Origin of the sequence: Sorangium sp. So ce1153 (assembly GCF_051521595.1) — a bacterium.
Lineage (GTDB): Bacteria > Myxococcota_A > Polyangia > Polyangiales > Polyangiaceae > Sorangium.
This window is the reverse complement of record NZ_CP150361.1, coordinates 5,080,352-5,105,515: the sequence shown is the minus strand read 5'-3', so window position 1 is coordinate 5,105,515 and position 25,164 is coordinate 5,080,352. Positions and strand designations below refer to the sequence as shown.

General features: G+C 71.4%; 19 protein-coding genes. 6 read left to right on the top strand and 13 right to left on the bottom strand.

Annotated elements, in window-relative coordinates; all coding sequences use genetic code 11:
• Nucleotides 1-19: 19 nt before the first annotated feature.
• The 4 genes from WME85_RS18215 to WME85_RS18200 all read right to left on the bottom strand — a co-directional run bounded on the left by WME85_RS18215 (nt 20) and on the right by WME85_RS18200 (nt 5,247).
• Nucleotides 20-2,191: a caspase family protein gene (locus WME85_RS18215; RefSeq protein ID WP_437839849.1), complete on the bottom strand. Its 2,172-nt coding sequence runs from the start codon at nt 2,189-2,191 to the stop codon at nt 20-22.
• A 467-nt stretch (nt 2,192-2,658) separates the two neighbouring features.
• On the bottom strand, nt 2,659-3,237 hold the full coding sequence (locus tag WME85_RS18210; RefSeq protein WP_437839848.1) for a c-type cytochrome: 579 nt from the start codon (nt 3,235-3,237) through the stop codon (nt 2,659-2,661).
• Nucleotides 3,238-3,365: 128 nt separating this feature from the next.
• A complete protein-coding gene (locus WME85_RS18205) occupies nt 3,366-4,334 on the bottom strand; it encodes a TauD/TfdA dioxygenase family protein (protein ID WP_437839846.1) in 969 nt (322 codons plus the stop codon).
• Nucleotides 4,335-4,431: 97 nt separating this feature from the next.
• Entirely contained in the window at nt 4,432-5,247 is an 816-nt protein-coding gene (locus WME85_RS18200) for a class I SAM-dependent methyltransferase (protein ID WP_437839845.1), read from the bottom strand.
• Nucleotides 5,248-6,211: 964 nt separating this feature from the next.
• Between WME85_RS18200 and WME85_RS18195 the strand changes: the two genes are divergently transcribed.
• The 3 genes from WME85_RS18195 (at nt 6,212) to WME85_RS18185 (ending at nt 10,049) form a co-directional block, all read left to right on the top strand.
• On the top strand, nt 6,212-7,774 hold the full coding sequence (locus WME85_RS18195; protein ID WP_437839843.1) for a DUF1592 domain-containing protein: 1,563 nt from the start codon (nt 6,212-6,214) through the stop codon (nt 7,772-7,774).
• Complete coding sequence (locus tag WME85_RS18190) at nt 7,774-9,156, top strand: DUF1552 domain-containing protein (RefSeq protein ID WP_437839842.1); 1,383 nt, start codon at nt 7,774-7,776, stop codon at nt 9,154-9,156. The genes WME85_RS18195 and WME85_RS18190 overlap by 1 nt, the downstream gene beginning before the upstream one ends.
• A gap of 128 nt (nt 9,157-9,284) precedes the next feature.
• Complete coding sequence (locus WME85_RS18185; RefSeq protein ID WP_437839841.1) at nt 9,285-10,049, top strand: hypothetical protein; 765 nt, start codon at nt 9,285-9,287, stop codon at nt 10,047-10,049.
• A 215-nt stretch (nt 10,050-10,264) separates the two neighbouring features.
• Here the strand turns inward: WME85_RS18185 and WME85_RS18180 are convergent, their stop codons facing one another.
• Nucleotides 10,265-12,301, bottom strand: coding sequence for a rhamnogalacturonan lyase (locus WME85_RS18180; protein WP_437839840.1), 2,037 nt, complete (start codon nt 12,299-12,301; stop codon nt 10,265-10,267).
• A gap of 272 nt (nt 12,302-12,573) precedes the next feature.
• On the opposite strand from WME85_RS18180, the gene WME85_RS18175 reads away from it, so the two are divergent.
• Nucleotides 12,574-13,884 (top strand): RICIN domain-containing protein, encoded by a 1,311-nt coding sequence (locus WME85_RS18175; protein WP_437839839.1) that lies wholly within the window; start codon nt 12,574-12,576, stop codon nt 13,882-13,884.
• Between the two features lie 138 nt (nt 13,885-14,022).
• Here the strand turns inward: WME85_RS18175 and WME85_RS18170 are convergent, their stop codons facing one another.
• The 6 genes from WME85_RS18170 to WME85_RS18145 form a co-directional block, all read right to left on the bottom strand.
• On the bottom strand, nt 14,023-15,087 hold the full coding sequence (locus WME85_RS18170; RefSeq protein ID WP_437839838.1) for a hypothetical protein: 1,065 nt from the start codon (nt 15,085-15,087) through the stop codon (nt 14,023-14,025).
• Nucleotides 15,084-16,475: a FecR domain-containing protein gene (locus tag WME85_RS18165; RefSeq protein ID WP_437839837.1), complete on the bottom strand. Its 1,392-nt coding sequence runs from the start codon at nt 16,473-16,475 to the stop codon at nt 15,084-15,086. Before WME85_RS18165 ends, WME85_RS18170 begins: the two co-directional genes overlap by 4 nt.
• Nucleotides 16,465-17,013: an RNA polymerase sigma factor gene (locus WME85_RS18160; RefSeq protein WP_437839836.1), complete on the bottom strand. Its 549-nt coding sequence runs from the start codon at nt 17,011-17,013 to the stop codon at nt 16,465-16,467. The genes WME85_RS18165 and WME85_RS18160 overlap by 11 nt, the downstream gene beginning before the upstream one ends.
• A 532-nt stretch (nt 17,014-17,545) precedes the next feature.
• Entirely contained in the window at nt 17,546-17,881 is a 336-nt protein-coding gene (locus WME85_RS18155; protein WP_437839835.1) for a 4Fe-4S binding protein, read from the bottom strand.
• Entirely contained in the window at nt 17,878-19,539 is a 1,662-nt protein-coding gene (locus WME85_RS18150) for an FAD-binding protein (protein WP_437839833.1), read from the bottom strand. The genes WME85_RS18155 and WME85_RS18150 overlap by 4 nt, the downstream gene beginning before the upstream one ends.
• 276 nt (nt 19,540-19,815) lie before the next feature.
• Complete coding sequence (locus WME85_RS18145; RefSeq protein ID WP_437839832.1) at nt 19,816-20,115, bottom strand: hypothetical protein; 300 nt, start codon at nt 20,113-20,115, stop codon at nt 19,816-19,818.
• Between the two features lie 442 nt (nt 20,116-20,557).
• Between WME85_RS18145 and WME85_RS18140 the strand changes: the two genes are divergently transcribed.
• Nucleotides 20,558-21,298, top strand: coding sequence for an alpha/beta hydrolase (locus WME85_RS18140; RefSeq protein ID WP_437839831.1), 741 nt, complete (start codon nt 20,558-20,560; stop codon nt 21,296-21,298).
• Between the two features lie 46 nt (nt 21,299-21,344).
• Nucleotides 21,345-22,328 (top strand): hypothetical protein, encoded by a 984-nt coding sequence (locus tag WME85_RS18135; RefSeq protein WP_437839829.1) that lies wholly within the window; start codon nt 21,345-21,347, stop codon nt 22,326-22,328.
• Between the two features lie 122 nt (nt 22,329-22,450).
• Here WME85_RS18135 and WME85_RS18130 read toward each other — a convergent pair whose 3' ends face one another.
• Nucleotides 22,451-23,173 carry a hypothetical protein gene (locus tag WME85_RS18130; protein WP_437839828.1) on the bottom strand — a complete coding sequence of 241 codons (723 nt, stop codon included), beginning with the start codon at nt 23,171-23,173 and terminating at the stop codon, nt 22,451-22,453.
• Nucleotides 23,174-23,666: 493 nt separating this feature from the next.
• A complete protein-coding gene (gene aroA, locus WME85_RS18125; protein WP_437839827.1) occupies nt 23,667-24,968 on the bottom strand; it encodes a 3-phosphoshikimate 1-carboxyvinyltransferase in 1,302 nt (433 codons plus the stop codon).
• Nucleotides 24,969-25,164 lie beyond the last annotated feature (196 nt).

Sequence of the window (25,164 nt, the reverse complement as noted above, 5' to 3'; positions counted from 1 at the left end):
CCCCCTCGCCCATCGAGGCTCACGTCCTCTTCGTGACGACGCGGAACTGCCTTGCGGTCCAGTCCTCCCCCGGCGCGGATCTCGGGCGCACCTCGCGCTCCGTGTTCTCGTCCGCGTCGAGCGCCTCGCGCAGCCGGTAGAGCGCGTCGTGCGCGGCGGCGTCCCTCGTGGTCAGCGACCGGGTCACGGGCTCGTCGATCGGCGTGTGCAGCAGCCACCAGTAATCTGTATCGCCGACGGTCGCGAAGATCTTGATGATGTCGGTCGACGAGGCGCGCCCCTCGGACAAGAAGAACTGCAACGCGAAAAGGCTCTCCTTCCTGGCAGCCACGGTGGAATACCGCCGCGTGGGCGTCAGGTGCCCCTCGGGCGGCGCGGGTTCGAGGGCGCGGATCCCGTAATCGTCGCCGAGGTCGATGATGGCGACGTTGACATGGCTGTTGCTGTCGTTCACCACGCGGACGAACACCCAGGCGTCAGGCTTCATCACGTACGCGTCGCCGCTCGGCTCGATCACGGTCCCGCCCAGAGGTGGCTTGTCGTGCGACCACTCCGGCGGCGGGGCGAGGAGCTCGATGCGGAGCATGTCCTTCAGCCCTGAAAACGGGGCGGCAACCTCCTGGATGGTCTGATACCGGAGCAGATGGATCAGCCGATCGACCACGGCCCTGGCGGCCTCGGGTGCGTCGACCGACACCGTCCCCACATTCGGAACGGGCTTCCCTGACGCGTCCCAGATCTCGTAGCGTCGATCCTTGTCGATGGCCACCTGGTAATAGTCCGGTGTCCTGCCGGTGCGGAGCTCGAGGAACCCTCGCCCTCCCCGCTCGATCTCGTCTCTCACGGCGCCGAGCGCCTGCTCCTGATCGGTCCCGGGCGGCAGGTCGTCCCGGTGAAAGAGATTGACCGCGCGCCGCAGCGCGATCTCACCCACGTCCTCGAGAACCGCAGGAGCGCCCGGCTTGACGGACGCGATCGCGCCCTCCTCCAGCTTCGCCCAGCTCTCCACGGCCATCGTCGTCTCGACGATGGCGGTGCCCACGCGCCTGTCGCGCTCCGTGAAGTTCGTCGTCTCCGGGAGGTAGATCCCGAACCTGGCGCCCTCGCGGGTCCCCGTCACCTGGCCGGCACCGAGCTTCACCCTCCCCTTCGCCATGTCGATCTCGTTGACCCTCACCGTGCTCACGACCGGCCGCAGCTGTCTCCCGAGGACCTGCCGCGCCCCCTGACCCAGGAGCTGGGGTGTCTGCGACGGGAACCTGCTCTGGACGCCGGCGAGCACGCGCTCGTAGAGCGCCTTCCAGGTCTGGTCGGCGCTCAGCCCGTCGAGCGCCTCGAGGAACGCCGTGGTCAGCACGCCTTGCCGGCCGCCCTTCGCGTCCACCTCCAGCGCTGACTCGACGTCGCGGCACGCCGCGAGGAGCACGTAGTCCCTGGCCTCGGGGAGCCAGGTCGTCCCGATTGCCGCGCGCCGCCCGCTGCCCGTGGCCGCGAGCCGCTGCCACGCGGCGCACAGCTCGTCGTGGGGAGCCACGCCGCCCGTCGGGCGCTCGGTCGTGTCGAGCGTGGGATCGACGCCCTCCGGGGCGCCCGTCGCGCACCGCGGCGCGACGTCGTCTCCACGCGTCGCGCCGCCGGAGTGGCAGCTGTCGAGCACGACGCTCACGGTCGCCTGGTTCTTCGTCGTGAGCGCGTCGAGGTAGTACGCGATGTCGAGATCGCGCAGGTTGCGCGTCGAGGTGTCGCCGATGTCCGTGGGCACGAGCGTCTCGTCGTACCCGTCACGCCCCTTCAGGTCGGGGAAGCTCGTGAGGATGCGGCCCCCGTGGCCGGAGTAATGGATGTACACATGGTCGCCGGGCTGCGTCTCGGCGAGCAGCCTGTCCAGCTCCGCCTTGATGTTGGCGTACGTGGGCCAGGCGCTCCTCGGTCCACCGGGCTGGCCGATCCCGACGTTGGGCGCGACGAGCTTTCTGATCGTGTACGGCATCGGGATCCGGGCACGCAGGAGCTTCTCGACGCGGTCGACGTCGCTCACGCACCCGAGCAACGACCGGTACTCGGCGGTGTTCGGGAGCCGGTTCGGGTAATAGAAATCGATGCCGATGAGCAGCGCCCGGAAGGCCGGGCTCGCGTCCCGAGCGCTGGTCGTCCCCACATCGTCAGACTCCGATTTTGGTAGACCGTTCATGATGTTCCTCGAACGCGTGGGTTATGAAGGCTGCGCCTCGGAGCCAGATCTCGGCCGTGCGGATGGGCCTTCGGTTATATCCATGTGCGGCCCTGTCGCCTTGTTGGACAACCAGCGCGCGGGATGGTCGTACAGCGTGGCTACCTTCAACCCGGTACATCGAATCGTGAACACGAGAGGTCAAGGGAACCCTCTCGCGCTCTCCTCGTTGTCAGCGATCTCCGCGGCATGTGCCCCCTTCATCGGGGCAGATCCGGGCTGGAGGAGATTCCATATCAAAATGAAATCATTGGATTTTTGAAGCAAGCAGCTCCGCTCGGTGACAGAGCTCTCGGAGTCGCGCTGGCTGGGCACGCGCCTCGGCCTCGTGCGACCAGCGTGGCGGCTGCGCGCCTCGCGCCGCCCCGCTGGCGCTTGCTCTCGCGCCGCGGCGCGCCCGGCGCCGCCCGTCCCCCGCCCCCCGCCCCTCAGGGCAGGACGCGCGTCGCCCGGGCCGCCGCGAGCTCCGCGCCGCCCGCCCACGGCGCCTGCCGGTCGCCCAGCGAGGCGCGCACCCGCGCGACCTCGTCCTTCGTGATCGCCGGCGCGCTGTTCCCCCAGCTCGACCGGACGTAGGTGAGCACCAGCGCGATCTCGTCGTCCGTGAGGGTCACGCCGAGGTTGGGCATCACGTCGTTGTACACCGCGCCGTTCACCTCCATCGGGCCGGCGGCGCCGAGCAGCACGAGCCGGATCGGGGTCTCCGGATCGTCGAGCACCCATGAAGAGCCGACGAGCGACGGATAGCGGCCAGGCTTCCCTTCCCCCCTTGCCTGGTGACAGCCGGTGCACGAGCGGTAATAGATCTTGCCGCCCTGGGCGAGGTCATCGGCCGTGACGCCGGCGGCCAGGTCGCCGCGCGGCGGCAGCGCGCGGGCCTCCAGCTTGCGCAGGACCATCCACGGCAGCGCGAGCACGCCGAACGCCACGATCAGCAGGATCACCACGACGTGGGCCGTGTTCTGCTCTCCGTCCCGCGCCTCGTCGCGCTTGCTCGTCGTACCCACGGGCGCTCCTCCGCCGCACATGAAGCGCAGGCGGCCGCGGCCGTCAAGGGCCCATCCAGCGGCCACCGCTGACTCCGGCGCTGAACCCCGGCGTCCGCGCGCCCGAGCCGCGGTGGCGGACTGGCGTCCTAGGCCGTGGCAGCGGCCAGCGGCGCGCTCGCCACCGCCGGGCTCTCGCTCCTCGCCGCGGAGGCGCGCTGCGCCTTCTTGCGGGTGACGCTGCGCTTTCCGTCGATGCTGACGGGCACGTCGCCGTCCACCGTCACCCGGCGCACCAGGCGGTGCTGATGGCCGTAGTCGTTGATCGCGTAGTGCTGGGTGGCGCGGTTGTCCCAGACCGCCACGTCGCCCACGGCCCACCGCCACCGGACGGTGTTCTCGAGGCGCGTGACGTGGTCCTGGAGCACCTGGAAGAGGTGCGCGGAGTCGTGGGAGGAGACGCCGAGGATGTTCTTGACGAAGTGACCGAGCACCAGCGACCGCTCCCCCGTCTCGGGGTGGACGCGCACGACGGGGTGCTCCGTCTCGTAGACCGTCGACGTGAACACCTCCTGGTAGCGCCGCTCGTCCTCCGGCGACACCTCTGGCCGCCGCGCCTGGTAGTCGTACTGGTTGCTGTGGACCGCCCACAGCTTGTCCGCGAGCTCGCGCAGCGCGGGCGACAGCTCCTCGTACGCGGCGACCGTGTTGGCCCAGACCGTGTCGCCGCCGTACTGCGGGATCACGAGCGCCCGCAGGATCGACGCCTTCGGGTACGCGTCGACGAACGTGACGTCGGTGTGCCACGAGTTCGCGCGACCGCCGTACCGCGAGTCGAGCTCGTGGATGTAGTCCGTCCCCTGGACGACCGGGACCGTCGGGTGCGCGACGGGCTTGCCGTCGAACAGGGCGGTCAGCGACTCCTGGGTGACGTTGTCGAGGTGGTGCTGGTTGCGGAAGAAGATCACCTTGTAACGCAGCCACGCCTTGCGGATCTCGCTCACCGTGGCGGCGTCGAGATCGGCCGAGAGGCGCACGCCGCGCACCTCCGCGCCGATCCGGCCGGCGACCGGCACGATCTCGAGGACATTGCTGCTCTGGTTCTGTGTGGCGCTCATGCGGAGTTCTCCTGGTGGCTTGTTCAGCCGGTCCGAATCGTGAGTCTGGATCGTGGGATAGCGTCGCGACGTGGGGCGCGGCAGGCCGGCGGCCCGCTCAGTGCGACGCCGGTTTATGTGCGATGGCGAAGAGCCGCTTCCCCTCGAGCCGGATGCCCTCGGGCGTCCGGAAGGCCTCGAGCTCGCGCTGGATCTCCTCGATGGCCTGGCTGCGCAGCGACTCCGGCAGGTGGCCGAGGAAGTTGCCGAACGAGCTCGCCTGGGAGAAGGCGATGGCGGCGCGCCCGTCGGGTTGATACTGCACGTTCTCCTGGGCCTCGATCTTCTGCACGGCGAAGCCCGCGCCGCCGAGCAGCCCGGAGAGCTCCTCGGCCGTCACCCAGTGGGGCGCGCCGGCCTGGGACTCCGGGTAGCGCGCGTAGGGCTCCCGCGACAGCACCTGCTTCTTGATCGCCTGCAGCCGGTGCGGGTGGTCCTTCGCGCCCGTGGTGAGCCCGATCCGGCCGCCCGGCTTGAGCACGCGATGGATCTGCCGCAGCGGCTCGGTCTTCTCGGGCAGCCAGTGGAAGACGGCATTGAGGTACACGACATCGAAGCTGCCCGAGGGGATCTCGTCGAGCGCGTAGGCGTTGCCGACCCGGAAGGAGAGGTTCGCCTTCGCCTTGCGCTGGGCGATCTCCACGCGCAGCGGCAGCGGGTCGATCCCGAGCACCTTGCCTGTCGGCCCGACGATACCCGCCACGTGCTCCGCGAGCAGCCCGGTGCCGCTGCCGATGTCGAGCGCGTGCTCGCCGGCGCGCACGCCGAGCTCGGCGATCAGCCGCTGGCCATGGCGGAACTGCCGCTCGGCGCTGCGAACCTCGTAGTCCTGCGCGAGCTGCGGCGTATCGAAGACGAGACTGAGTCCACTCATGCGACGGCCTCCGCGGAAACGCGTTGTCCTGGGGCGCTCTCGGCAGGGCGACGCCCTGGTCCGCGCCTCTCCATCCCTCTGCGCCGGCGTCCGGCGTCCCTCGCGCTTCGCACGCGCCGTGCCAGGCGTTTCCGTGCTTCCCGGCCGGGTCTCGCCCGAGGGGTGCTGCGTCACGAGCACGCCGTCAGCAGCTCCTGCTGCGCACGCCGCACCTCGCCCGCCGAGAGCGCGTGAGCGACGGCGCCGTCGACAGGCCGCTCTCTGCTCACCGGGACGGGCGAGATCCGCTCCCGGAGTGCGTTGTACAGCGCAAGCGGATCACTCGGCGCTACCGCTGCGATCCCTTCGCCGCCGCCCCGCCAGCGCTCGTCGTGCCCCAGCTCCCGACCGCGGTGATCGGCGCGGGCGTCTCGACGTGCGCACCGATAGAGCAAAGCTTCGTTTCCACTGTATTTGCTCTCGCGGTGAGCCGATCCGAGGGCGAGCCGCTACTGCCTGACGAGTGCTCCGCAGGCTCTCGCTTTCGCTCATCCCTCCCCATCAGTCCGTTGCCACGGAGCGGCGCGCTCCAGCTCGTTGGGGGGCAGAGCCGCGATGGCGCGCCAGGCGGAACACAGCACGTCCCTCGAGATGATTCTCTGATTTGCTCACTGGAGCATTGATCAACCCGAACAGTTTCGACATGTCCTACACCGTAGCAGCGCCTCTCCGGGGGGAACTGCACGATAGTTCAACTTCACAAAATCAATCTTGTTGTTCGATGATGGGACTTCAGCGCGCCCAGAGCGGGCGAAGGGCGACATCGATGTACAGATCCTTGAATCATGAGCAGGCGCGTCCCCTTGGAAGGCTTCGGTCAGCTGTCTCGGTAGCGTTGATCCTGGCCAGTGGCTGCACGGGAGACCTGGGCGACACTGAAACCAGAGATTCCACGGACGACCCCACGGGGGGGAACCCCACCACGGTGGACCCGAGCGCCTGCGCGGACGGCTCGGTGCGCCCCGGGCGAGCGCCGCTGCGGCGGCTGACCCGCTTCGAGTACAACAACACTGTCCGCGACCTCTTCGGTGACACGACCGATCCGGCCTTCTCGCTGCCGAGCGAGGATGTCGGAAACGGCTTTGGCAACGACGCGGACACGCTGTCGGTCTCGAGCCTGCTGGCCGAGCAGCTGGGCACCGTCGCGGAGGGCGTCGCCCGGCGCGCGACCGCCACCCCCGACGCGCTCGCGAAGCTCGCCCCTTGCGCGAGCAACGTGAGCCCGCAGAGCGAGGAGGCGTGCGCGCGCACCATCGTCGAGCGGATCGCGCCGCTCGCTTACCGGAGGCCGCTCGCCGCTGGCGAGGCGGACGAGCTCCTCGCGCTGTACAGCGTCGGGCGGACGGACGCGACGTTCGACGTCGGCATCGCGACGGTGATCGAGGCGCTGCTCCAGTCGCCAGATTTCCTCTACCGCATCGAGTGGGGCACGTCCGACCCTGAGCACCCCAAGCTCCGCCGGCCCACGGGCGACGAGATGGCGACGCGGCTCTCGTACCTGTTCTGGGGCACGACGCCGGACGACGACCTGCGCCTGGCGGCGCAGGCAGGTGAGCTCTCGACGAAGGAAGGCGTGCGCGCGCACGCCGAGCGCATGCTCGACCACCCTCGGGCCCGGACCACCATCCGGTTCTTCTTCGACAACCTGCTCCCCATCAGCAACCTCGCGGATCTCGAGCGGAAAGCGGAGACGTTCCCGACCTTCTCTCGACAGATCGGCGCGTTCATGCGCGAGGAGACGCAGCGGTTCCTCGAGCACGAGATCTTCGAGGGGACCGGCACCTGGGCGTCCGTCTTGACGGCCCCGTACACGTTCATGAATGGACCTCTCGCGGCGTTCTACGGCGTCTCCGGCGTGACGGGCGACGAGTTCCAGCAGGTGCAGCTCGACACGACCCAGCGCCTCGGGCTCCTCACCCAGGCGGGCCTGATGGCCGGGACGACGCACTCGAACAACACGAACCCCGTGGTCCGCGGCTCGTTCGTGCTCCAGAAGCTGATGTGCCAGAAGATCCCGCTCCCCATGGGCGACATCCTGGAGCGGGTGAAGCCGCCGGATCCGTACTCCGGCGCGACGGCGCGCGAACGCTACAGCCAGCACAGCCAGGACGAGGTCTGCCGGACGTGCCATCAGTACCTGGATCCGGTCGGCTTCACGTTCGAGAACTACGACGCGGTCGGGCTGTTCCGCACGACAGAGAACGACGTCACCATCGACGCGAGCGGCTCGCTCCCGGGCACGCCGGGCACGGTGAACAACGCGACCGAGCTGGTGCAGAAGCTCGCCGAGGCCGAGGAGGTGCATGACTGCTTCGCGACGCGCTGGGCCGAGTACGGCTACGGTCTCACCCTGCGCGCCGAGGACACTTGCACCAAGCAGGCGATAACGACCGCTTTCAAGGCGTCCGGGCACAACGTGAAGCAGCTCCTCATCGAGCTCACGCAGACGGATGCTTTCCACTACATCGCGGATGCCGCCCAGGAGTGATGGTCATGTCCAACTTTCGTTTGAGCCGACGTGCCGTGCTGCGGGGCGCTGGCGCCATCGCCATCGCGCTCCCCTGGCTGGAGATCATGGGCCCCGAGCGCACGGCGCGCGCGGCCCCCGCCCCCGCCAAGCGTTTCCTCGCCGTCTACACGCCGGGCGGGACCGTGATCGATCGCTGGCGGCCGACCGGGAACGAGACGAGCTTCACCCTGGGCCCCATCCTGTCGCCGCTCGCGCCGGTGCAGGACCGGCTGCTCGTCGTCGACGGCCTCGACATGAAGAGCGCGCGCGGTGAGCAGCACCAGGCCGGCATCATCGCCTGGCTCACGGGCAGCGCTCAGGAGGGCTCCACGAACGGCGGCTACGGGAACGGGCCGTCCATCGATCAGGTGATCGCCTCGCAGATCTCCGCCGGCATCAAGGCGAAGGCGAGCATCCAGATCGCCGTGCGCTGGGCGACGGGCAAGTCCCACGGCCTGCTGTCGCCGATGAACGCCGCGAATTTCGAGAACGCCGCGCCGTTCAAGCCGATCCCGCCGCGCCTCGACCCGACGGAGATCTTCACCGAGCTCTTCGGCTCGCTCGATCCCAGCGCCGGCAACGAGGCCGCCCGTCGCCTCGCGCGAAAGAAGTCGATCCTCGACTTCCTCGACGGGCGCTACTCCGCCCTGTCCGCGCGGCTCGGCGCCGCCGACAGGCAGAAGATCGACCAGCACCTGACGAAGATCCGCGAGATCGAGATGAGCATCAACAACGTGCCGGTCGAGACGAGCGCGTGCAAGGCGCCGGAGCGGGTCGACACGTCCGACTACAACCCGCGCACGGGGCTCAACTCCTCCGACACCGGCTCGATCAAGGACACCTCGACCGACGCGGCGATCCCCAAGGTCGGCAAGCTCATGATGGACATGCTGGTGATGTCGCTCGCCTGCGACATCACCGCGGTCGGCACGCTGCAGTGGAGCGACACCGAGGCGAAGCACACCTTCCCCTGGCTCAACCTGACCGAGCACCACCATTTCTACCAGCACGACGGCGGCTTCAAGCCGAACGAGTGCGAGCGCATCTGCAACTGGTATTCGAAGCAGCACCTCTACCTCATCGAGGAGATGGCGAAGATCGACATGGGCGGACACTCGCTGCTCGACGAGAGCGTCGTCTTCTTCGGGTCCGAGCTCTCGGACCCGCCGAGTCACAAGAAGGACAACATGCCGTTCCTGCTGGCCGGCGGCGGCGGCGGCCTGCGCGGCGGGCGCTGGCTCCGTTACCCGAACCGCCCGCACAACGATCTGCTCGTCTCGATCTTGAACCTGTTCGGCGACCCCCGGACGACGTTCGGCGACCAGCGGTACTGCACCGGGCCACTCACGAACCTGACGTAGCCATCCCGGGGGGCGGGGCACCAGCTGCTTCGACAGGAACGAGACGACGTCCGGCAGTTCCAGTTTCTAGACCGGCGCTCACGCCGGAGTGGTGTTACATGAGAGTATATCTTCTTACGATCCCCGTGATGATGGCCGCCCTTGCCTGCGGCTCCGATGGCGACCCGTCCCCGGCAGACCAGGGCACCTCCAGCTCCACGAGCGCTGGCGGCTCAGGCGGGGGAGTCGAGGCGGGCACCAGCGCGAGCTCCTCCAGCAGCGCGAGCTCCGGCGGGGCCGGCGGCAGCGGTGAGACCGGCGGCAGCGGTGGGGCTGGCGGCAGCGGTGGGGCCGGCGGCAGCGGCGGGGCTGGCGGCAGCGGCGGCGAAGACCCGAGCACCGCGGCCGCCAGCATCGACGGCTTTCGCTGGGAGATGCCGTGCGATCGAGACCCGGGCGGCAGCGACGAGTGTTCGACGTCCGCGCGGGTCGACGAGAAAAGGACGTTCGGCGGCTCGCCCGACACGACCTACCAAGTGACGGTCCGTCTACGCGGCGTCGTCGAGACGATGAAGTACAAGGGCGGCACGCCCGACGGCATGCACTTCCGCGTGGGCGGTACGCCCGACAACGCGACATACAACATCTACAGCATCACTGTCTCCGACCCGCCGGAGGTCTATTACCTCAACGACAGCCCCGCCGTGGGTCACGACACGTTCATCATCGATCACACGAAGACCATTCCAATCCGGGGTGGAGCCACCGTGTCTTTCCTCGGCGATGGCCAGAATGCTATAGAGATCGCCAACTTCAAGCATCTGGTCGTGGACGGTATCCCCCCGGCGCCCGAGCCTTATGTCGGTCAGTTCATACAGCTCGATGTGCAGTCCGTCGAGGTCGCGCAGCCCTGACGGCGCTCCGTGACACCGGGAGCTGCGCAGGGCGGGCGCAGCTCTCAGCACCGCGCCCACGTCGCGCCCACGTCACGCCCACGTCACGGTAGAGCACGACACCCCAGGGGACCGACTGGGAAGGCAGGTATCGCCGGGCGACGGCGATACCTGCTCGTCTTGGACCGATACGTGATGTGACCGGATGGCCGGTCCGGGCCGGCCGCCCGGGTGCCTCAGCGGACGTGGATGTCCGGCTTCGGCGCCGGGGCCATCCCCTCGCCGATGTGGAAGCTCGGGTGGGGCGGCTGGTTGTAGGCGCCGTTCTGCCACGAGATGGCGACGCGGTACTGCGGATCGTGCATCAGGGTGTGGATCCGGTTCCCGGCGACCTGGCTCGTCGTGAAGATACGGATCGAGTTGCCGCAGCGGAAAATCACCTCCTCGCGCCAGTCGCCCAGGATGTCCGCGCTGAGGGTCGGGCTGCTCTTCGTGCCGTTGTTCGCGGTGCACCCGTCGGCCGTGAAGTTGCCGCCCTCGCCATCGACCTGGCGGATGCCGTTGCCGTCGAGGAGCTCGCGGCTCAGGTCGGCGTCCCACCAGATGAGGAAATTCGACGACGCGGGGCGGTTCCCGACGCCGTTGCCGTCCGAGCCGCGCAGCAGCTGGCTGTTGTTGACCCACGCCTCGCTCCCCGGGCTGCGAGGATCGACGTCCGCCGCCACGCCCCGGCCAGGGCCCTCCTCGCCGCCGTTGCCCGGCCCCTTCCAGATGACCTCGCACGTGCGGGCGTCGCGCATGGCGTACGCGGGCGACTCCCCGCCCTCGTACGGCATGAACACCTCGAGGCCGGGGCGCGACGGGATGTGATCCGTGACGTGCAGCGCGTCGCCGTGAGCATAGTAGTCCACGGCGCATAGGCCGGTGCCGTCGTTGTCGAAGGTGGCGCCGCCGTTGATGATCTCCTGCTGCGGGTCGTCGTCCACGTTCGCGACGCTGATGGAGTGGGCGCCCTTGCCCCCGAACTTCCCGTTGTCGCGGCTCGAGCTCGAGTCGAACGTCCACAGGTTCGAGAGCTCGCCGTCGCGGTAGTTCCAGGCCGAGAGCGTGGTGCGCGCGTAGTAGCCGCGCCCGAACACCGCGCTCGGGCGCCCTGTGTCGTCGAGGAACGCGATCGTGCCGACGAACCGGTCGACGCGGTTGCCGTAACACTCGTTGTTGCCCCAGCTGCACACATCGCCGCGGCCCACGAGGAACTCGGTCGTGGCGAGCTCGGCGCCGGTCTCCCCGGAGAACACGGTGAGGTACTCCGGGCCGGTCAGGATGTAGCCGTCGTTGTTGCGGTAGTCCCTGGCGTCGTCGTCGCCGGCCGCGGGCCCCTTGCTCAGGTACTCGCCCGTCCCGTCGCGCGTCCCCGGCGCCGTCTTGACGGCCACCTCCGCTTTCCCGTCGCCGTCGAGATCGTAGACGAGGAACGGCGAATAATGCGCCCCGGCCCGGATGTTCACGCCGAGATCGATGCGCCAGAGCCGCTCGCCGTCGAGCGTGTAGGCGTCGAGGTAGGTCTTGCCCGTGCGGCCAGCCTTCGAGTTGTCCTGGAGGTTCGACGGATCCCACTTGATGATGAGCTCGTACCGCCCGTCGCCGTCCACGTCTCCCACGCTGCCGTCGCCGCTCGAGTAGGTGTAGCCGTCCCCGGCGGGCGGCGGCGTCGTCTGGATGGACAGGGATCCATCCTTCCACACCGACGCGGCCTCCGACTCGCCTTGCTCGACGCCGCCGACGACCGGCCGCACCGTGTAGACCGAGCTCGAGGAGCCGCCGCGGTCCACGAAGTTGGTGGAGTCCGTGATCGGCGCGTCGTTGACCTTGGTGCCGTCCCGGTAGACGTTGAAGGCGATGTCGTCGGGATCGTAGCCGAACAGGCGGAAGCCCACGTAGATGCCGCCGTCGGTGGGGACGGCCACGACGCCGCGGTCGAGGTCCTCCATCTGCGCGAACCCCGTCGGCGCGGGAGCGCCCCCGCCCGTGCCCGTGCCCGCGCCGCCGCTGCCCGACGCCGTGCTGGTCGCGCCGCCCGACGCCGTGCTGGTCGCGCCGCCTCCGGACGCCGCGCCGGTCGCGCCGCCTCCGGACGCCGCGCCGGTCGTCGCGTTGTCGCCGCCCGTGCCGGTGCCGTCGCCGCCGACGCCGCCGGCGCCGGTATCGCCCGAACCGCATGCCACGAGCCCGGCAGCGAGCGAAAAACAGATCGAGAGAACAGGGCGCCTCATGAGTTACCTCGCGTTGCCGCTCCTCCTCCGGTCGGCGGTTCGCCTCCAGGCCGTGAGCGGCATGATCATCTGGTTGCTGGCCTAGGTTGCGACATCAGCGCAGACTCAATCACCTCGAGCGCTCAGGTCGTGCGTTTTCTCGGTGTGCTGGAAATCTGAACACCCCTCGCGAGAACGCGGCTGTGCTCCGAGCAGCACCGCGGGACCGACTGGCATGCCAGCGCAGTTTTATGGTGAACCGCATAAAATTGGCGTACGCAAGAAGGCCTGACATGCAGCAGCCGCGCACGCCGCACCGCGCCATCACCAGGACGCTCAGCGCAACGGCAATGGCGGTCGGACGCGCGGCGCCCCGCTGCCTGGCCGCGGCCGCGTCGCTCGGGCTCGCGGCCTGCGAGCAGGGGCCGCTCGACGCCGTCGAGCTGACGCCGACGACGTTGACCCAGGGCATGGTCGCCTACTGGACGTTCGACGAGGGCGAAGGCAAGGTCGTGACCGATCGGTCCGGCAACCGGCGCGACGGCGAGCTCACCGGCGGCACCTGGGTGGAGGACGGCCGCTTCGGGCAGGCGCTGCACTTCGATGAGGGCGAGTTCATGACGGTGGGCCAATTCCCGAACGCCACGTCGAGCTGGACCGTCTCGGCGTGGGTTCGCGTGCTGACCGACGAGCCCCCTGCCGACGACACCCTGAGGACCGTGATCAGCACGGAGAACACCGGTGGATGGGAGCTCAACGTCGACTACGACGGTGAGGCGCGTGGCATACACTTCGGGTTCTGGAAGGGGCCCGAGATCAGCGACTATCACAGGATCCTGTGTTCCTGCCTGGAGCTCCAGCGGTGGACCCACGCCGCGGGGGTCGTCGACGGCGAGGCGCTGTCCATGAGCCTCTACGTCGACGGGCGCCTCTACAGCACCGAGCCCATCGAGAGGACGATCTCGCCCGGCCCGACCAGCCTCTACGTCGGTCGGTGGCCGCAGGAGGGGCGGCTCCTCGTCGGGGACGTCGACGACATCGCGATCTACAGCCGAGCGCTCGCCCCGGCGGAGATCGCCGAGCTCTCCCAGCACTCCGCCCCGGCGGAGGTCGAGGCGGACATCTCGACGGGCACCACCTACACCCTGGTTGGCGTCCAGAGCGGGCGCTGCGTGGACGTCGATGCCGCCGTGTCCACGGCCGACGATCTCGTCCTGCAGCTCTGGAATTGCAACGGCGGCACCAACCAGCAGTTCCGCTTCGAGGCGGTGGACGGCGGGTATTACCGGATCCGCAACGTCAGCAGTGACAAGTGCCTCGACGTCCGCGCCCGGTCGACCGCCGACGGCGCCGTCATCGTCCAGTTCACCTGCCACGGCGCCCCCAACCAGCAATGGTCCGTCACCGAGCTCGGCGGCGGCGCCGTGCGCATCACGTCGCGCCTCAGCGGCAAGGTCATCGACGCTTACGGCTCCCCGCCCGCCAACGGCACCGCCCTGTTCCAGAGGGCTTCCAGCGGCGGCACCAGCCAGCAGTTCAGGCTGAACCCGGTCGGAGCCGGCACCGACGCCAGCACGGGCACCACCAGCGGCCCGGAGCCGTGACGCCCGGCGCCGCTCCGCAGCGCGTGGAACCTGCTCGGCCACATCGACAGCCTGTACGCGCGCCGGCGGCCGGCGCGGGCGACGGCGCCTCGGAAGATCTCCCGCCGGGCGCGCGGCGCCACGCCGCTCGTCCTCCGATCACAGCCACCCCACGAGGCTGAGGCTGCCGAGCAGCGCCGGGCGCGCGCCGCGCGCCGCCTCGGTCTCGGCGAAGCGGACCACCGGATACGGGTGCGCGACGAGCGCGTGCGCCTCGACGACGAGGTCGATCCGCGGCACGATCCCGAGCTCGACGCCGGCGCCGGCGTCCGCGGCGAACGCCCACTGCGCGCTGTGGGCCCCCCGGTACGGCCACGACGCCTCGCCGTCGACGGCGACGTGGAGCGCCCCGAGGCCCATCGAGAACCTCGGGCGCAAGCGCAGCTCGGGCCAGGGGAGCGCCGCGAGCTCGACGAGCCCGAACCGCTGCTGCACGGTCGCGCTGCCCTGCGGCCCATCGACGCGCGGCGCCGTCCCGAGCCCGGCGAGCGAGAGGCGCGCCTCGAGCGGACCGCTCGGGCCGAGCGGCGCGACGCGCAGACGCGCGGCCAGGAGCAGCGCCGGGCCGATGCCGCCCGGGCTCGCGAGGAGCCCGCCCCCCAGCTCGACGCCCCACATCGATCGGCGCGACGGCGGATCGAGCGACCGCTCTGCCTGTCGAGGCGCCTGCCGGCTCACCTGGCTCGGGGGCGGCGCGGCGGCGGGCGCCGCGGAGCGCCGCGAGGACATCAGGAGCTCGAGCTGGCTCGCGCGGAGCAGCTCGACGGCGCGCACCGCGAGCACCTCGGCGATGTGCTCCCGCGCCTCGCCGCGCGTGTCGATCCGCCGCACGATCGTCTTGCTCGTCCGCGGGTCGACCACCCAGAGCTCGGCGGCCTGACCATCCGGCGCCAGGAACAGCCCGATCAGGGCCGCGGAGCCGGCCTGCTGCCCGGCGTCGTCCATCGTCGGCCGGGGGTCGGAGGCCGACCGCGCATCGAGGAGATCCACGTCGAATCCATCGGCGACGAGCTCCCCGCGGATGCGGATCAGCGCCTCGGAGACCGACGGATCGGCGGCGCCGGGCTGCACGAGGACCACACGCGCACGCTCCGCCGACGCCGCGGGGCTCGCCGCGCAGAGGAGGAGCGTGAGGGCCCCGGCCAGCGCCCGCGCGAACCTCACGGCGTTCGAGCGAGGGCCCGCGCTGCCTGCGCGTAGGTTCCGCCCGGGAACCGGCGCAGGTACGCCCGCGCGACGGTCTCGGCCTGCGCGTCGCCGTGGAGCCGCTGCACGATCACCATCTTGCGCCCGAGCGCTTCGGAAGCGTAAGCCCCCTGCGGAGCCTCCTTGAGGTAGGTCTCGAACCAGGCGAGCGCCGCGGCGCCTCCCTCCTGGGTCTCCGCGAGGCGGCCGAGCAGGAACGCCGCGTCCCTGCCCCGTTGCGTCGCCGGAAAGCGCCGGCGCTGGGCGAGGAGCGCCCGCCGCGCGATGTCGTTCCGCCGCGTGTAGCGCGCTGCGTCCGCGAGGACCGAGAGCTCCTCGTTGCTGCTCTCCGCGAGCGAGGCGTCGAGCCCGCGGCGCTGCGCCTCGTCGACGATCACGTCGAGCTTCCCGGCCGCGAGCTTCCCGGCCCAGTCGCGCCTCGGCTCGGCCGCGGGCGCCGCCGCGGCTGTCGGCTCGGCCGCGGCTGTCGGCGCGGCCGCGGGCGCCGGCTCGGCCGCGGGCGCCGCCGCGGTTGTCGGCTCGGCCGCTGGCGCCGGCTCGGCCGCGGGCGCCGGCTCGGCCGCTGGCGTCCCGAGCGGATCCGGAGCCGGCGCCGCGCTGGGCTCCTCGGGGCGGCCGGACGGCGGCGGGGCGGGCGCCGGCGACGCCTCCGCGCCCTGCGGAAGATCGATCTCGCGCAGGAGCACCTCTCCGGTGCGCTGCCGCAGGGTCAGCCACTGCCCGGCGCGCACCGCGATCGGCTTGCCGGGCAGCGGCCCGCTGACGACGACGGCGCCGTTCTCGAGCCGCAGATCGAGGCGCTCGTCCTCGGGCGCCCAGGAAAGCGCGAACGCCGTCCCGGTCACGGTCACGAGGAACGGCCCCGCGTCGAACAGCCACTGCGCCTCCGACCGATGCACCACGCGCGCGTGGACCTCTCCCCGGTCGAGGGCGACCCTGGCGCCCTGCTCGTTCACCGACACGATGTGCGCGCGCGCCATCTCGGCGAGCTGAACCTCGGTGCCGTCGGAGAACCGGACCTTCGGACGGCTCGACGTGTCCGCCTGGACGGAGCCGTCCTGTTGCACGCCGCCGCCCTCCACCTCGTAGGAGAGCTGATCGGAGCGCGTCCCTCGCTGCCACCCGTTGATACCGAGCAGGACCGCGGCGGCCACGGCGAGCGCGAGCGCTCCGCCCCGGAGGGGCGACAGCCGGAAGGCCGGGCGCCTCGCCGTCCGCTCCGTCACGCGGAGCAGCCCCTGGACACGCTGCTGGGGAGACATCGTGCCGAGCGACCGGCGAGCGAGCTCGATCGCGCGCGCGGCCTGCGGGCTGAGCGCCGGGTCCCTCTCCTCGTCAAGCGTCATCCCGCGCCTCCCCTCTCATGCAGTAAGCGGCGAGGGACGTGTCCTTCCCGACCTCGGACGACACGCGCTCCGTTGCCCGGCTGAGCCTGCGCTTCACGGTGGCCAGCGATACCCCGGTCGCCTCCGCGATCTCCGGCAGGCTCATCCCCTCCATGTGGCGGAGCACGAACGCGGTCCGGTCGTCTGCGCTCAGCGTGTCGAGGATCGCATAGAGCCGGCCCAGCGCCTCGCGCGCCTCGCTGTCCGCCGGCTCGACCGCCTGCTCCGGGAGCTCGGCAGTGTCCGCGAGCTGGAGGATGCGCCTCACGCGCCTGCGGCGGAGCTCCCACTTCAGGAGTCGAACGGTCACCGAAAACACGAAGCTCCCCAGCGCATCGGGGTCTCTCAGCCCGGATACCTTGGAGAACACGCGAACAAAGACCTCCTGGGTGACGTCCTCTGCGTCGGCGCCGGGTCCGAGCACGCGCGCGACGATCCGGAACACCTTGGGCGCATGTGCGTTCCACACCGCGGCTGCCGCCCACGGCTCTCCTGCCATGAGCGCGCGAACCACCTCGCTTTCGTCAGTACCGCCACGCTCTGACGGAGCGACGGCAAGGCTGGCTCTACGCACAACGTCATCGCTCCGCGGGCTCGTGACTTTCGCAGATCGGTCGTGAGGAGCGAGCACAGTACCGAGCCGAGGTTCCCGGTGCAAGGCGGTCAGCGCGCACGGCCGGGGACGTCGCTCCCGCAAGCTGCCCTGGTCCCACCACGGGTGTGGCGCGATCGGCGCCGCCACCATCGGAGGAGCCGCGCCGTCGATGACCTTGAATGAAGTCAACATCGCATCGGACGCTCCCGCGCTGCATTGCCCGGATGCCCGGCACGGCGACCACCACCGATGTCCGCGGAGGTCGCAAAGATCCCTGTGGATACTTCGACCCAGCCAGCCAAGCGCACGTCTGTCAGGCAGTAGCGGCGCGCCCTCGAACCGGCTCACCACGGGCGAAATAGCGCGACGACGGAAGATTCCCGTCGTGAAGGCGGGAGCGCCGCGGCGCGGGAGGAGAGGAACGCGCGGCGCGGGGTCAGCCGCGGCGCGCGGCATCGAGGACGCGGAAGGTCTGGTCGGCGCCGGCGCCCGGCTTGCGCCGCGTCCCCCACCCCACCGCGGCGCGGTAGCTCCCGAGGAGCCCGGACGAAGAGAGCTGCTCCTCGTCCACCGGGACGGGCCGCTCGGCCTCCGGCGCCACGTAGAGCGCGTCCACCGGGCAGTACGCCTCGCACATGAAGCACGTCTGGCAATCGCCCTGGCGCGCGATCACGGGCGCGCCCCCCGGGACGCGATCGAACACGTTGGTGGGGCAGACGTCGACGCAGAGATCGCACCCGATGCACCGGGTGTCGCTGACGAGCTCGATCATGGCGCGTGCGCCTCCACGGCGGTCGCCCCGGCGGACGCCGGCGCGGGCGACTCGGGCCGCACCCACACCTGGTCGAGCCCCCCGGTGATCAGCCGGCGCTGCTGCGCCGGATCCTGCCCCGGGTGGTCCTTGTGCTTGTGCATCCCGCGCGTCTCGGTGCGCGCGCGCGCCGCGTTGAACATCCAGCGCGCGGTGGCGACCATCGCCGCGCCCTCCCGCGCCCGGATCGCCTCGCGCACCTCCGCCGCGGGCCGGGCGTGCCGCACGTCGCGCCAGAGCGCGTCGAGCCGGTCGAGCGAGATCGCGAGCCCCCGCTCGGTGCGGAAGAGGTTCTTGTCGTACGGGAACACCTCGTCCTGCACCGACCGGATCACCCCCTCGGCGTCGAGCTGCCGTGCGCCGCCGGCGGCCGGGAGCGCCGCGCGGCCGGCGCCCTCCACCTTGCGCTGGCCGGCGCGGGCGCCGACGCCGCGCGCGAAGACGGCGGCTCCCTCGCCGGCCCACTGCCCCGACGAGATGGCCCACGCGGCGTTGTGGCTGCCGCCGCCCGTGAACCCGCCGCAGATGAGCTCCCGCGTGGCGGCGTCGCCCGCCGCGTAGAGCCCCGGCGCCGACGTCGCGCACGCGTGGCTGGTGATGCGGATCCCGCCGGTGCCGCGCACGGTGCCCTCGAGCCGCAGCGTGACCGGGAAGCGCTGCCGGAAGGGGTCGATCCCGGCGCGGTCGAACGGCAGGAAGAAGTTCGGCTGGGCCGTGCGCATCCACGCCTCGAGCGCCTCGTCGGCCTTGTCGAGCTGGGCGTAGACGGGCTGGGTGAGCAGGGTCTCCGCGATCACGGACCGGCCGCGCGCGGAGCCGGCGCCCTCGATGACCCGCCCGTCCTCGTAGTAGAACGTCGCCCAGTTGTAGAAGAGGGTCTTGGTGACCGACGCGAAGGCCGGCGCGATCGCGTATGCGTTGGAGAACTCCATGCCCGACATGTCGGCGCCCACCTCGGCGGCCATCAGCCCGCCGTCGCCGGTGAGCACGTTGGTGCCGAGCGCCTTGCTCAGGAACGCGCAGCCGCCGGTCGCGATGACCACGGCCCCGGCCTTCACCGCCCACCGGTGCCCGAGTTGCCGGCAGACGCCGGCGGCGCCGGCGACCGCGCCGCTCGCGTCGACGAGGAGCTCGAGCGCCGGGCTGTGATCGAGGATGCGGACGCCCGCGAGCTTCACCCGGTTGCGCATGAGGCGCATGTACTCGGGCCCTTGCAGGCTGCGGCGGACGGGCTGCCCGCTGTCGTCGATCGGGAACGGGTAACCCCAGCTCCCGAGGTCGTTCACGCTGGTCCACGTCTTGTCGAGCACGCGGTCCATCCAGCCGTGGTCGGCGAGGTGGCCGCCCAGGCCCTCGCGGCTCGCCTTGGCCGCCGCGCGCGCCTCCTGGACCGGGGGCACGTACCACACGCCGACCCCGGACGGCGCGGTGGCGCCGCTGCTGCCGCAATAGCCCTTGTCGGCGAGCACGACGCGCGCGCCCTTCGCCGCTGCGGCGAGCGCCGCCCAGGTCCCCGCGGGCCCGCCGCCCAGGACCAGGACATCGGTCTCCAGCGTCAGCGTGTCGCTCCCGTCGAGGACGCGTCCGACCTCTCCCTCAGGCTCCAGTACCTCGCTCATGATTGGACGACTCCCTTGCTCAGGCCAACCGACATGGAATGCAGCGCACATGCCATTGCGCGCCCGTCGTGATTCTCCCGCGGCCGGCGTCGCTGGTTGCTGGTGCGGCACCATGGCTTGCTGATCGGGTGCTGCTCTGCGCGCACTCCGGCGCTCGCGCGAGCGCTCCGGCGCTCGCGCGAGCGCTCCGGCGCTCGCGCGAGCGCTCCGGCGCTCGCGCGCGCACGAGCGAGCCCGTCGCGCGCGAGCGCGAAGGAGCGCGGGGCTCGCGCTGGCTCACCGGAGCCCGAAGCCCATCGACAAGAGCGCCGCGCGCAGCCGGTCGCGCCCGCGCAGCGCCTGGGCCGACTCGACGCGCGCGGCCGAGTGGCGGCTCCAGCTCCCCTGCACGCCCATGCGCTCCTTCGCGTAGAAGCGCTCCATGAGCCGGTCGTAGGCCTCGATCGCGCCCACGCTTCGCTCGAAGGCGCCGTAGCGCTCGTGGTGCAGGACGACCTCCTGCGAGAGCCGCGGCTTGATGCTCGCGGGGGTCGCCGGGTCGGGCCAGCCGACGCACAGGCCGAAGGTCGCGAACACCTGCGGGGGCAGCCCGAGCTCGGCCGCGACCGCCTCAGGGGTGTGCTCCTCCTGTTCGTCGATCTCTCCGGGCGCGCGCCGGGCACGAGACGTGATTCACGGCATCGACGCCTCGACACAGGCGCCCGAGGTGCTGCCGGCGAGCCCAGGTGCCGCGGCCACGGCGCGTGACGCTCCGTGGAGGCGAGGCCGACCAGGCTCATCCTATATAACGGACGAACATTCCGCTGAAACGGACATATCAATCCATCGCCGAGGAGCAACGCGAGCGCGGGCGCGCCGGGGTGTGGCGAATGTGGCGAAAAAGGGAGCAGATGAAGAGTCCGCTCGCCGCGCATCGCGCGTGAGCTGCCCTGATTTCGCGCGCTGAAGCCCGTCGAGCGCGGTGGCTCGCGTGCTGGCCCGCTCCTGGCATTGCGCCAGGCTTATGGAGTTTTCCGTTGTGGCTCTCGCCGGGTTTGGCCTCGCCGTGCTCACGACGGGGTGTGGCAAGGAGGAGCGAGCGCTCGCGGAGGAGGGCCCGGCGCAGCCGGCGGTGGTCGAGCAGCGCGCGGTCGATCCGCCGCTCGTCGCGACCGAGATGGCTGTGCCCGGCGACCTGCCGGCGTTCGTCGTGACGGGGCGGGCCGACGCATGTCCGCGGATGATCTTCCTGCACGGCATGTGCGGCCACGGGCTGGGCTACGTGCAGGCGTTCCAGGCGGCGGCGCGGGAGCACGGCGGGGTGCTCGGGCTCCAGGGCAACATCCCCTGCGGCGGAGACGGCGTGTTCACCAAGTACTCGCCCAGCATCGAGGAGCAGGACGGCCGCATCCGGAGCGCGCTCGCGGCGTGCGACGGCGAGGCGGAGGATCTCGTCGTCATCGGCTACTCGCAGGGGGCGAACCTCGCGGAGCGCCTCGCGCAGCGGTGGCCGGAGCGGTACTCGCGGCTCGTGCTCCTCGGCGCGCCCACGACGCCCTCGGCCGCGCGCCTCCGGGGCATCCGGGGAGCGGTGATGATCAGCGGCGAGTTCGACGCGAAGCACCGCATGAAGGAGGGAGCGAGCGGCCTCATGGCGGCGAAGATCCCGGCGGTCTACCGGGAGATGCCCGGCGCGCAGCACGGAGCGATGCCGGACGCCGAGCGGGTCATGGATGAGGCGCTCGACTGGCTCGACGCGAACGCGCTGCCGCGCCGCTGAGGGCCAGGCCGGGGCTCGTCCCGCGTGTGCTATGGAGCTCGTGCCCATGGTCGAACGTGCATTCTCCGGGGCGCCGGAGGCGAGCGCCGCGCAGGCGCCTTCGAGCGCCGCGCCGTCGAGCGAGCCCGGAAGCGCCGCGCTGGACCCCTCCGATCCGCTCGGCGCGCTGAACCAGGCCTTCCTCGACGCCTACGCCGCGCGACGGGAGGCCGTCCTCGCCGGCATCGAGCCGATCATCGCCCAGATCGACGACAGCCTCATCCTGCGGCGCGGCGGCCGGCGGCTCGAGGGCCCCGCGCGCACGCGGCGCTACCACGAGCTCAAGGTCGTCGCGCACGTCCCCCTCGCCGTCCACGCGCTCCTGTCGGGCCAGCGGGGCGCGCTCGACGGCGGCGCGCGCGCGCGCCTCGACGCGCTCCGGCGCCGCATCGTCGCGGCGGCGAAGGGGCTCGAGCGCCGCGGCTTCACCCCCGAGCAGCTCGCGCGGCAGCGCCGGATCCTGGACGCCTCGATCGCGCTGCTCGACGAGGCGCTCGCCGCGGGCGTCGTCGCGCCCGAGGCGCTGTCTGCCTTCACGCGCGCGCAGACCCCGGACGTGCTCCTCAACGCCGAGGACGCGGCGCGCGACCAGATCGAGACGATGCACGCCACGGTCGAGGCCTGGAAGCAGCAGATGACCGCCGAGGAGCGCGATCGGCTCCGGGCCGTGGTCGCCGTCTCGCACATGGCCCGCCCCGGGAACGTGGCCGCGCAGTACTTCTCGGTCACGCTCGGAGAGACGTGGCAGGGCCGCTTCGATCAGGAGAACCTGCGCCCGGGCAAGCGCGTGCTCACCGCCGAGGCGACGTTCGACGAGGCGGAGGCGTTCGCGCTGCTCGCCACGCACGCGCTCGACGCCGGCGTGGCCACGCGCTTCTTCGGCGAGGAGACCCGGCTCGCGCGCGACATCCTGGCCGACGCGGCGGAGCGGATCCTCGCCGGCATGTTCCACAAGGAGCCGGAGCCGCCGGCGCAGCCGGTCGAGACGTAGCCACCCCGCCTGGCGGGTGGCGACCTCGGGCTCTCGGCTCACGGCCCGGCGCGCGGCGTCTGGGTCGTTTCGCGCCACGCTGGGCGGCGCACCCAGGCACGTCGCTCGCGGTTACCCGGGCTTCACGCCGTCTGCGGAGACTCCCGGACCGGCTGCGCGGCCGGTGCTTGCGCAGTCGGCGCCTGCGCGGCCCGCGGCTGCGCGGCCGGCGCCGCTGCGGCCGGCGCCGCTGCGGTCGACGCCGGCGCGGCCGGCGCCGGCGCGACGGGGGCTGCTCCCCTTGCGGCGCGCGCCCGCCCCTCCAGGATGGACGCGCTCCGCGTCTCGAAGAGCGTGCGCAGCGCCGCGTAGCGCTCGGCGAGCTCGGGCGCGTGCTCCAGCGCGTTGGCGAGCTGCTTGTTCTCCGCCTCCAGGAACACCAGCGCGTCGCTCAGCGCGATCTGCTCCATCTCGCGTGCATACAGCGAGAGGGTCTGAACCGCGCCCGAGAGCCGCCCAACGCGCTCGAGCCGCTCGGCCAGCGCAGGCGCCCGCCGCGGGTCAGGGGCATACTTCCCCAGGTCCGCGATCAGATCCAGCCCGGCGGCCTCGCGCAGCGCGTCGAGCACCTCGGCGCGCAGCTCGGACGATACCTTGCGCAGGCGGCGGTTGCGCGTGTCCGGGTCCGTCGGGCGGAAGCCGGCCGGCGGTCGGGGCAAGCTCGTCGGATCGAGGATCGGCAACACGCGGTTCTTCGCAATGGTGTCGTCGAAATCGGCCTCCGGCGCAGCCTCGCCTGTGCGCATGGGCTCGGCGCTGGCGGGCTTCACGGGGCTCGGGGTCGTCGTCTTCTTGCGCGATGTCATGGCTCCTCTTGCGGGGTACATGCGCCGCAAGAGCCGTCATCTCCCCTGCGGCGCGCAGGTCCGCACAGGGCTTTTCAAGGAAGATGCCAGTGGTAACACGCAGGGACACAGGCGCACGGAGCGCGCTCGACCGGACAGGCCACGCAACCTGCTGCGGCAGTCCGTTGCGCGATTGCGTAAACACGTGCAGCCGGAGAGAGCTCATTCATCGGCCGGCGATCCATCATGCCTCGATCGAGGATCCATCATGGCCCGACCGAGGATCGCTCCTCCCCCGACCGACGATCCATCGTGGCCTGACCGAGGATCGATCTTCCCCCCGGCCGAGGATCCATCGTGACCCGACTGAGGATCGATCCCCCTCGACCGAGGTGCGATGGTCCACGCGAGGCTGCTCTGCGCGGGAGCGCTCCACGCGAGGCTGCTCTGCGCGGGAGCGCTCCATGCGCCGCCGCTTCCGGTCACCCGCGCGACGCCGCGACGCCGCTCCCGGTCACCCGCGCGACACCGCGCCGCCGCTCGCGCTGCGGCACCGCTCGACGTCCTCCCAGAAGGTCGGGTACGTCTTCGCCACGCAGGCGGGGTCCTCGATCGTGATCCCGGGCCGGCACAGGCCCAGGATCGCGAAGCTCATCGCCATGCGATGGTCGCTGTAGCTGTGCACCAGCGCGGGCGTCAGCGGGCGCGGCTCGACGCGGAGCCAGTCGTCGCCGTGGGTCACCTCCTGCCCGAGGCGGCGGAGCTCCGCGACCGTCGCGGCGAGCCGGTCCGTCTCCTTGATCCGGATGTTCGCCACGTTCCGGATCGTCGTCGGCCCGTCGAGGAGCGGCGCGATCGCCGCCAGCGTCATCACCGTGTCCGAGATATGGTGCATGTCGACGTCGATGCCGCGCAGGCGACCGTCGCCGCGCACCGTCGTCGCGTTCGCCTGCTTGCTCACGCGCGCGCCGGCTTGCTCGAGCAGCTCGATGAACCGGTAGTCCCCCTGCAGCGCGCCATCGCCGAGCCCCGGCACGGTGATGGCGCCGCCCGCGGCGGCGGCGAGCGCGAACGGGTAGCTCGCGGACGAGGCGTCGGGCTCGATCGGGTACGCCCGCGGGCGGTACCCCGCGGCGGGGTGAACCGTGAAGCCGCCGGCCGCCTCGTCGATGCGGCCGCCGAAATCCGCGACCATGCGGCGCGTGATCTCGACGTAGGGGCGGCTCACCAGCTGGCCCGCCACGCGCAGGTCGATGGCGGACTCGGCGAACGGGCCGGCCATCATCACCGCCGAGAAGTACTGGCTGGAGCGATCGCCGCGCATCGTCAGGGTGCCGCCCTTCAGCCGGCCGCCCCGGATCCGGAGCGGCGGGCAGCCGGTCGGGCAGTCGACGTCCGCCCCGAGCTGCCGCAGGCCGTCGACGAGATCGGCGATGGGGCGCTTGGCCATGTGCTCGTCGCCGACGAGCACCACCTCGCCGGGCACGAGGCACGCGAGCGCCGCCAGGAAGCGCACCGTGGTGCCGCTGTTCCCGATGAACAGCTCGCGCTCCGGCGCGCGCAGCCGGTGCCGCCCCCCCTCCACCACGAGCGTGCTCGGCCCGGCGTCCTGGATCCGGATCCCCAGCGCCTCCAGCGCGGACCGCATGTGCCGCGTGTCGTCGCTGTGGAGCACCCCCTCGAGCGTGCTCTCGCCGTCGGCCAGCGCCGCCAGCACGAGCGCGCGGTTCGTGATGCTCTTCGAGCCGGGGACACGCCAGGTCAGCTCGGGGGGCGAGGAGAGGGGGACGATGGAGAGAGGACCGGCGGGGATCATGGGGGCGGCAGACTAGATCTTCGCGGCAGCGCTGGCTACGTGCGGCAGGAGGACCGTCGTGTCGGGATCGGGCCCGCCGCGCGCGCCGGGCCTGTGCTGCCCTGAACGTCGGGGCTTCGCCGCGCACCACACCGCGCGGGCCCACGGCTCGCCGCCATCGCCGCTCGACGAGCGCGCTCTCTCCTGGTCGGCTCGC

What these genes read in the sequence shown, in the direction of transcription:
- WME85_RS18215 (WP_437839849.1), bottom strand. Translation starts at nt 2,191, where the DNA reads ATGAACGGTCTACCAAAATCGGAGTCTGACGATGTGGGGACGACCAGC.
- WME85_RS18205 (WP_437839846.1), bottom strand. Translation starts at nt 4,334, where the DNA reads ATGAGCGCCACACAGAACCAGAGCAGCAATGTCCTCGAGATCGTGCCG.
- WME85_RS18200 (WP_437839845.1), bottom strand. Translation starts at nt 5,247, where the DNA reads ATGAGTGGACTCAGTCTCGTCTTCGATACGCCGCAGCTCGCGCAGGAC.
- WME85_RS18190 (WP_437839842.1), top strand. Translation starts at nt 7,774, where the DNA reads ATGGTCATGTCCAACTTTCGTTTGAGCCGACGTGCCGTGCTGCGGGGC.
- WME85_RS18185 (WP_437839841.1), top strand. Translation starts at nt 9,285, where the DNA reads ATGATGGCCGCCCTTGCCTGCGGCTCCGATGGCGACCCGTCCCCGGCA.
- WME85_RS18180 (WP_437839840.1), bottom strand. Translation starts at nt 12,301, where the DNA reads ATGAGGCGCCCTGTTCTCTCGATCTGTTTTTCGCTCGCTGCCGGGCTC.
- WME85_RS18175 (WP_437839839.1), top strand. Translation starts at nt 12,574, where the DNA reads ATGCAGCAGCCGCGCACGCCGCACCGCGCCATCACCAGGACGCTCAGC.
- WME85_RS18165 (WP_437839837.1), bottom strand. Translation starts at nt 16,475, where the DNA reads ATGACGCTTGACGAGGAGAGGGACCCGGCGCTCAGCCCGCAGGCCGCG.
- WME85_RS18160 (WP_437839836.1), bottom strand. Translation starts at nt 17,013, where the DNA reads ATGGCAGGAGAGCCGTGGGCGGCAGCCGCGGTGTGGAACGCACATGCG.
- WME85_RS18155 (WP_437839835.1), bottom strand. Translation starts at nt 17,881, where the DNA reads ATGATCGAGCTCGTCAGCGACACCCGGTGCATCGGGTGCGATCTCTGC.
- WME85_RS18150 (WP_437839833.1), bottom strand. Translation starts at nt 19,539, where the DNA reads ATGAGCGAGGTACTGGAGCCTGAGGGAGAGGTCGGACGCGTCCTCGAC.
- WME85_RS18135 (WP_437839829.1), top strand. Translation starts at nt 21,345, where the DNA reads ATGGTCGAACGTGCATTCTCCGGGGCGCCGGAGGCGAGCGCCGCGCAG.
- WME85_RS18130 (WP_437839828.1), bottom strand. Translation starts at nt 23,173, where the DNA reads ATGACATCGCGCAAGAAGACGACGACCCCGAGCCCCGTGAAGCCCGCC.
- aroA (WP_437839827.1), bottom strand. Translation starts at nt 24,968, where the DNA reads ATGATCCCCGCCGGTCCTCTCTCCATCGTCCCCCTCTCCTCGCCCCCC.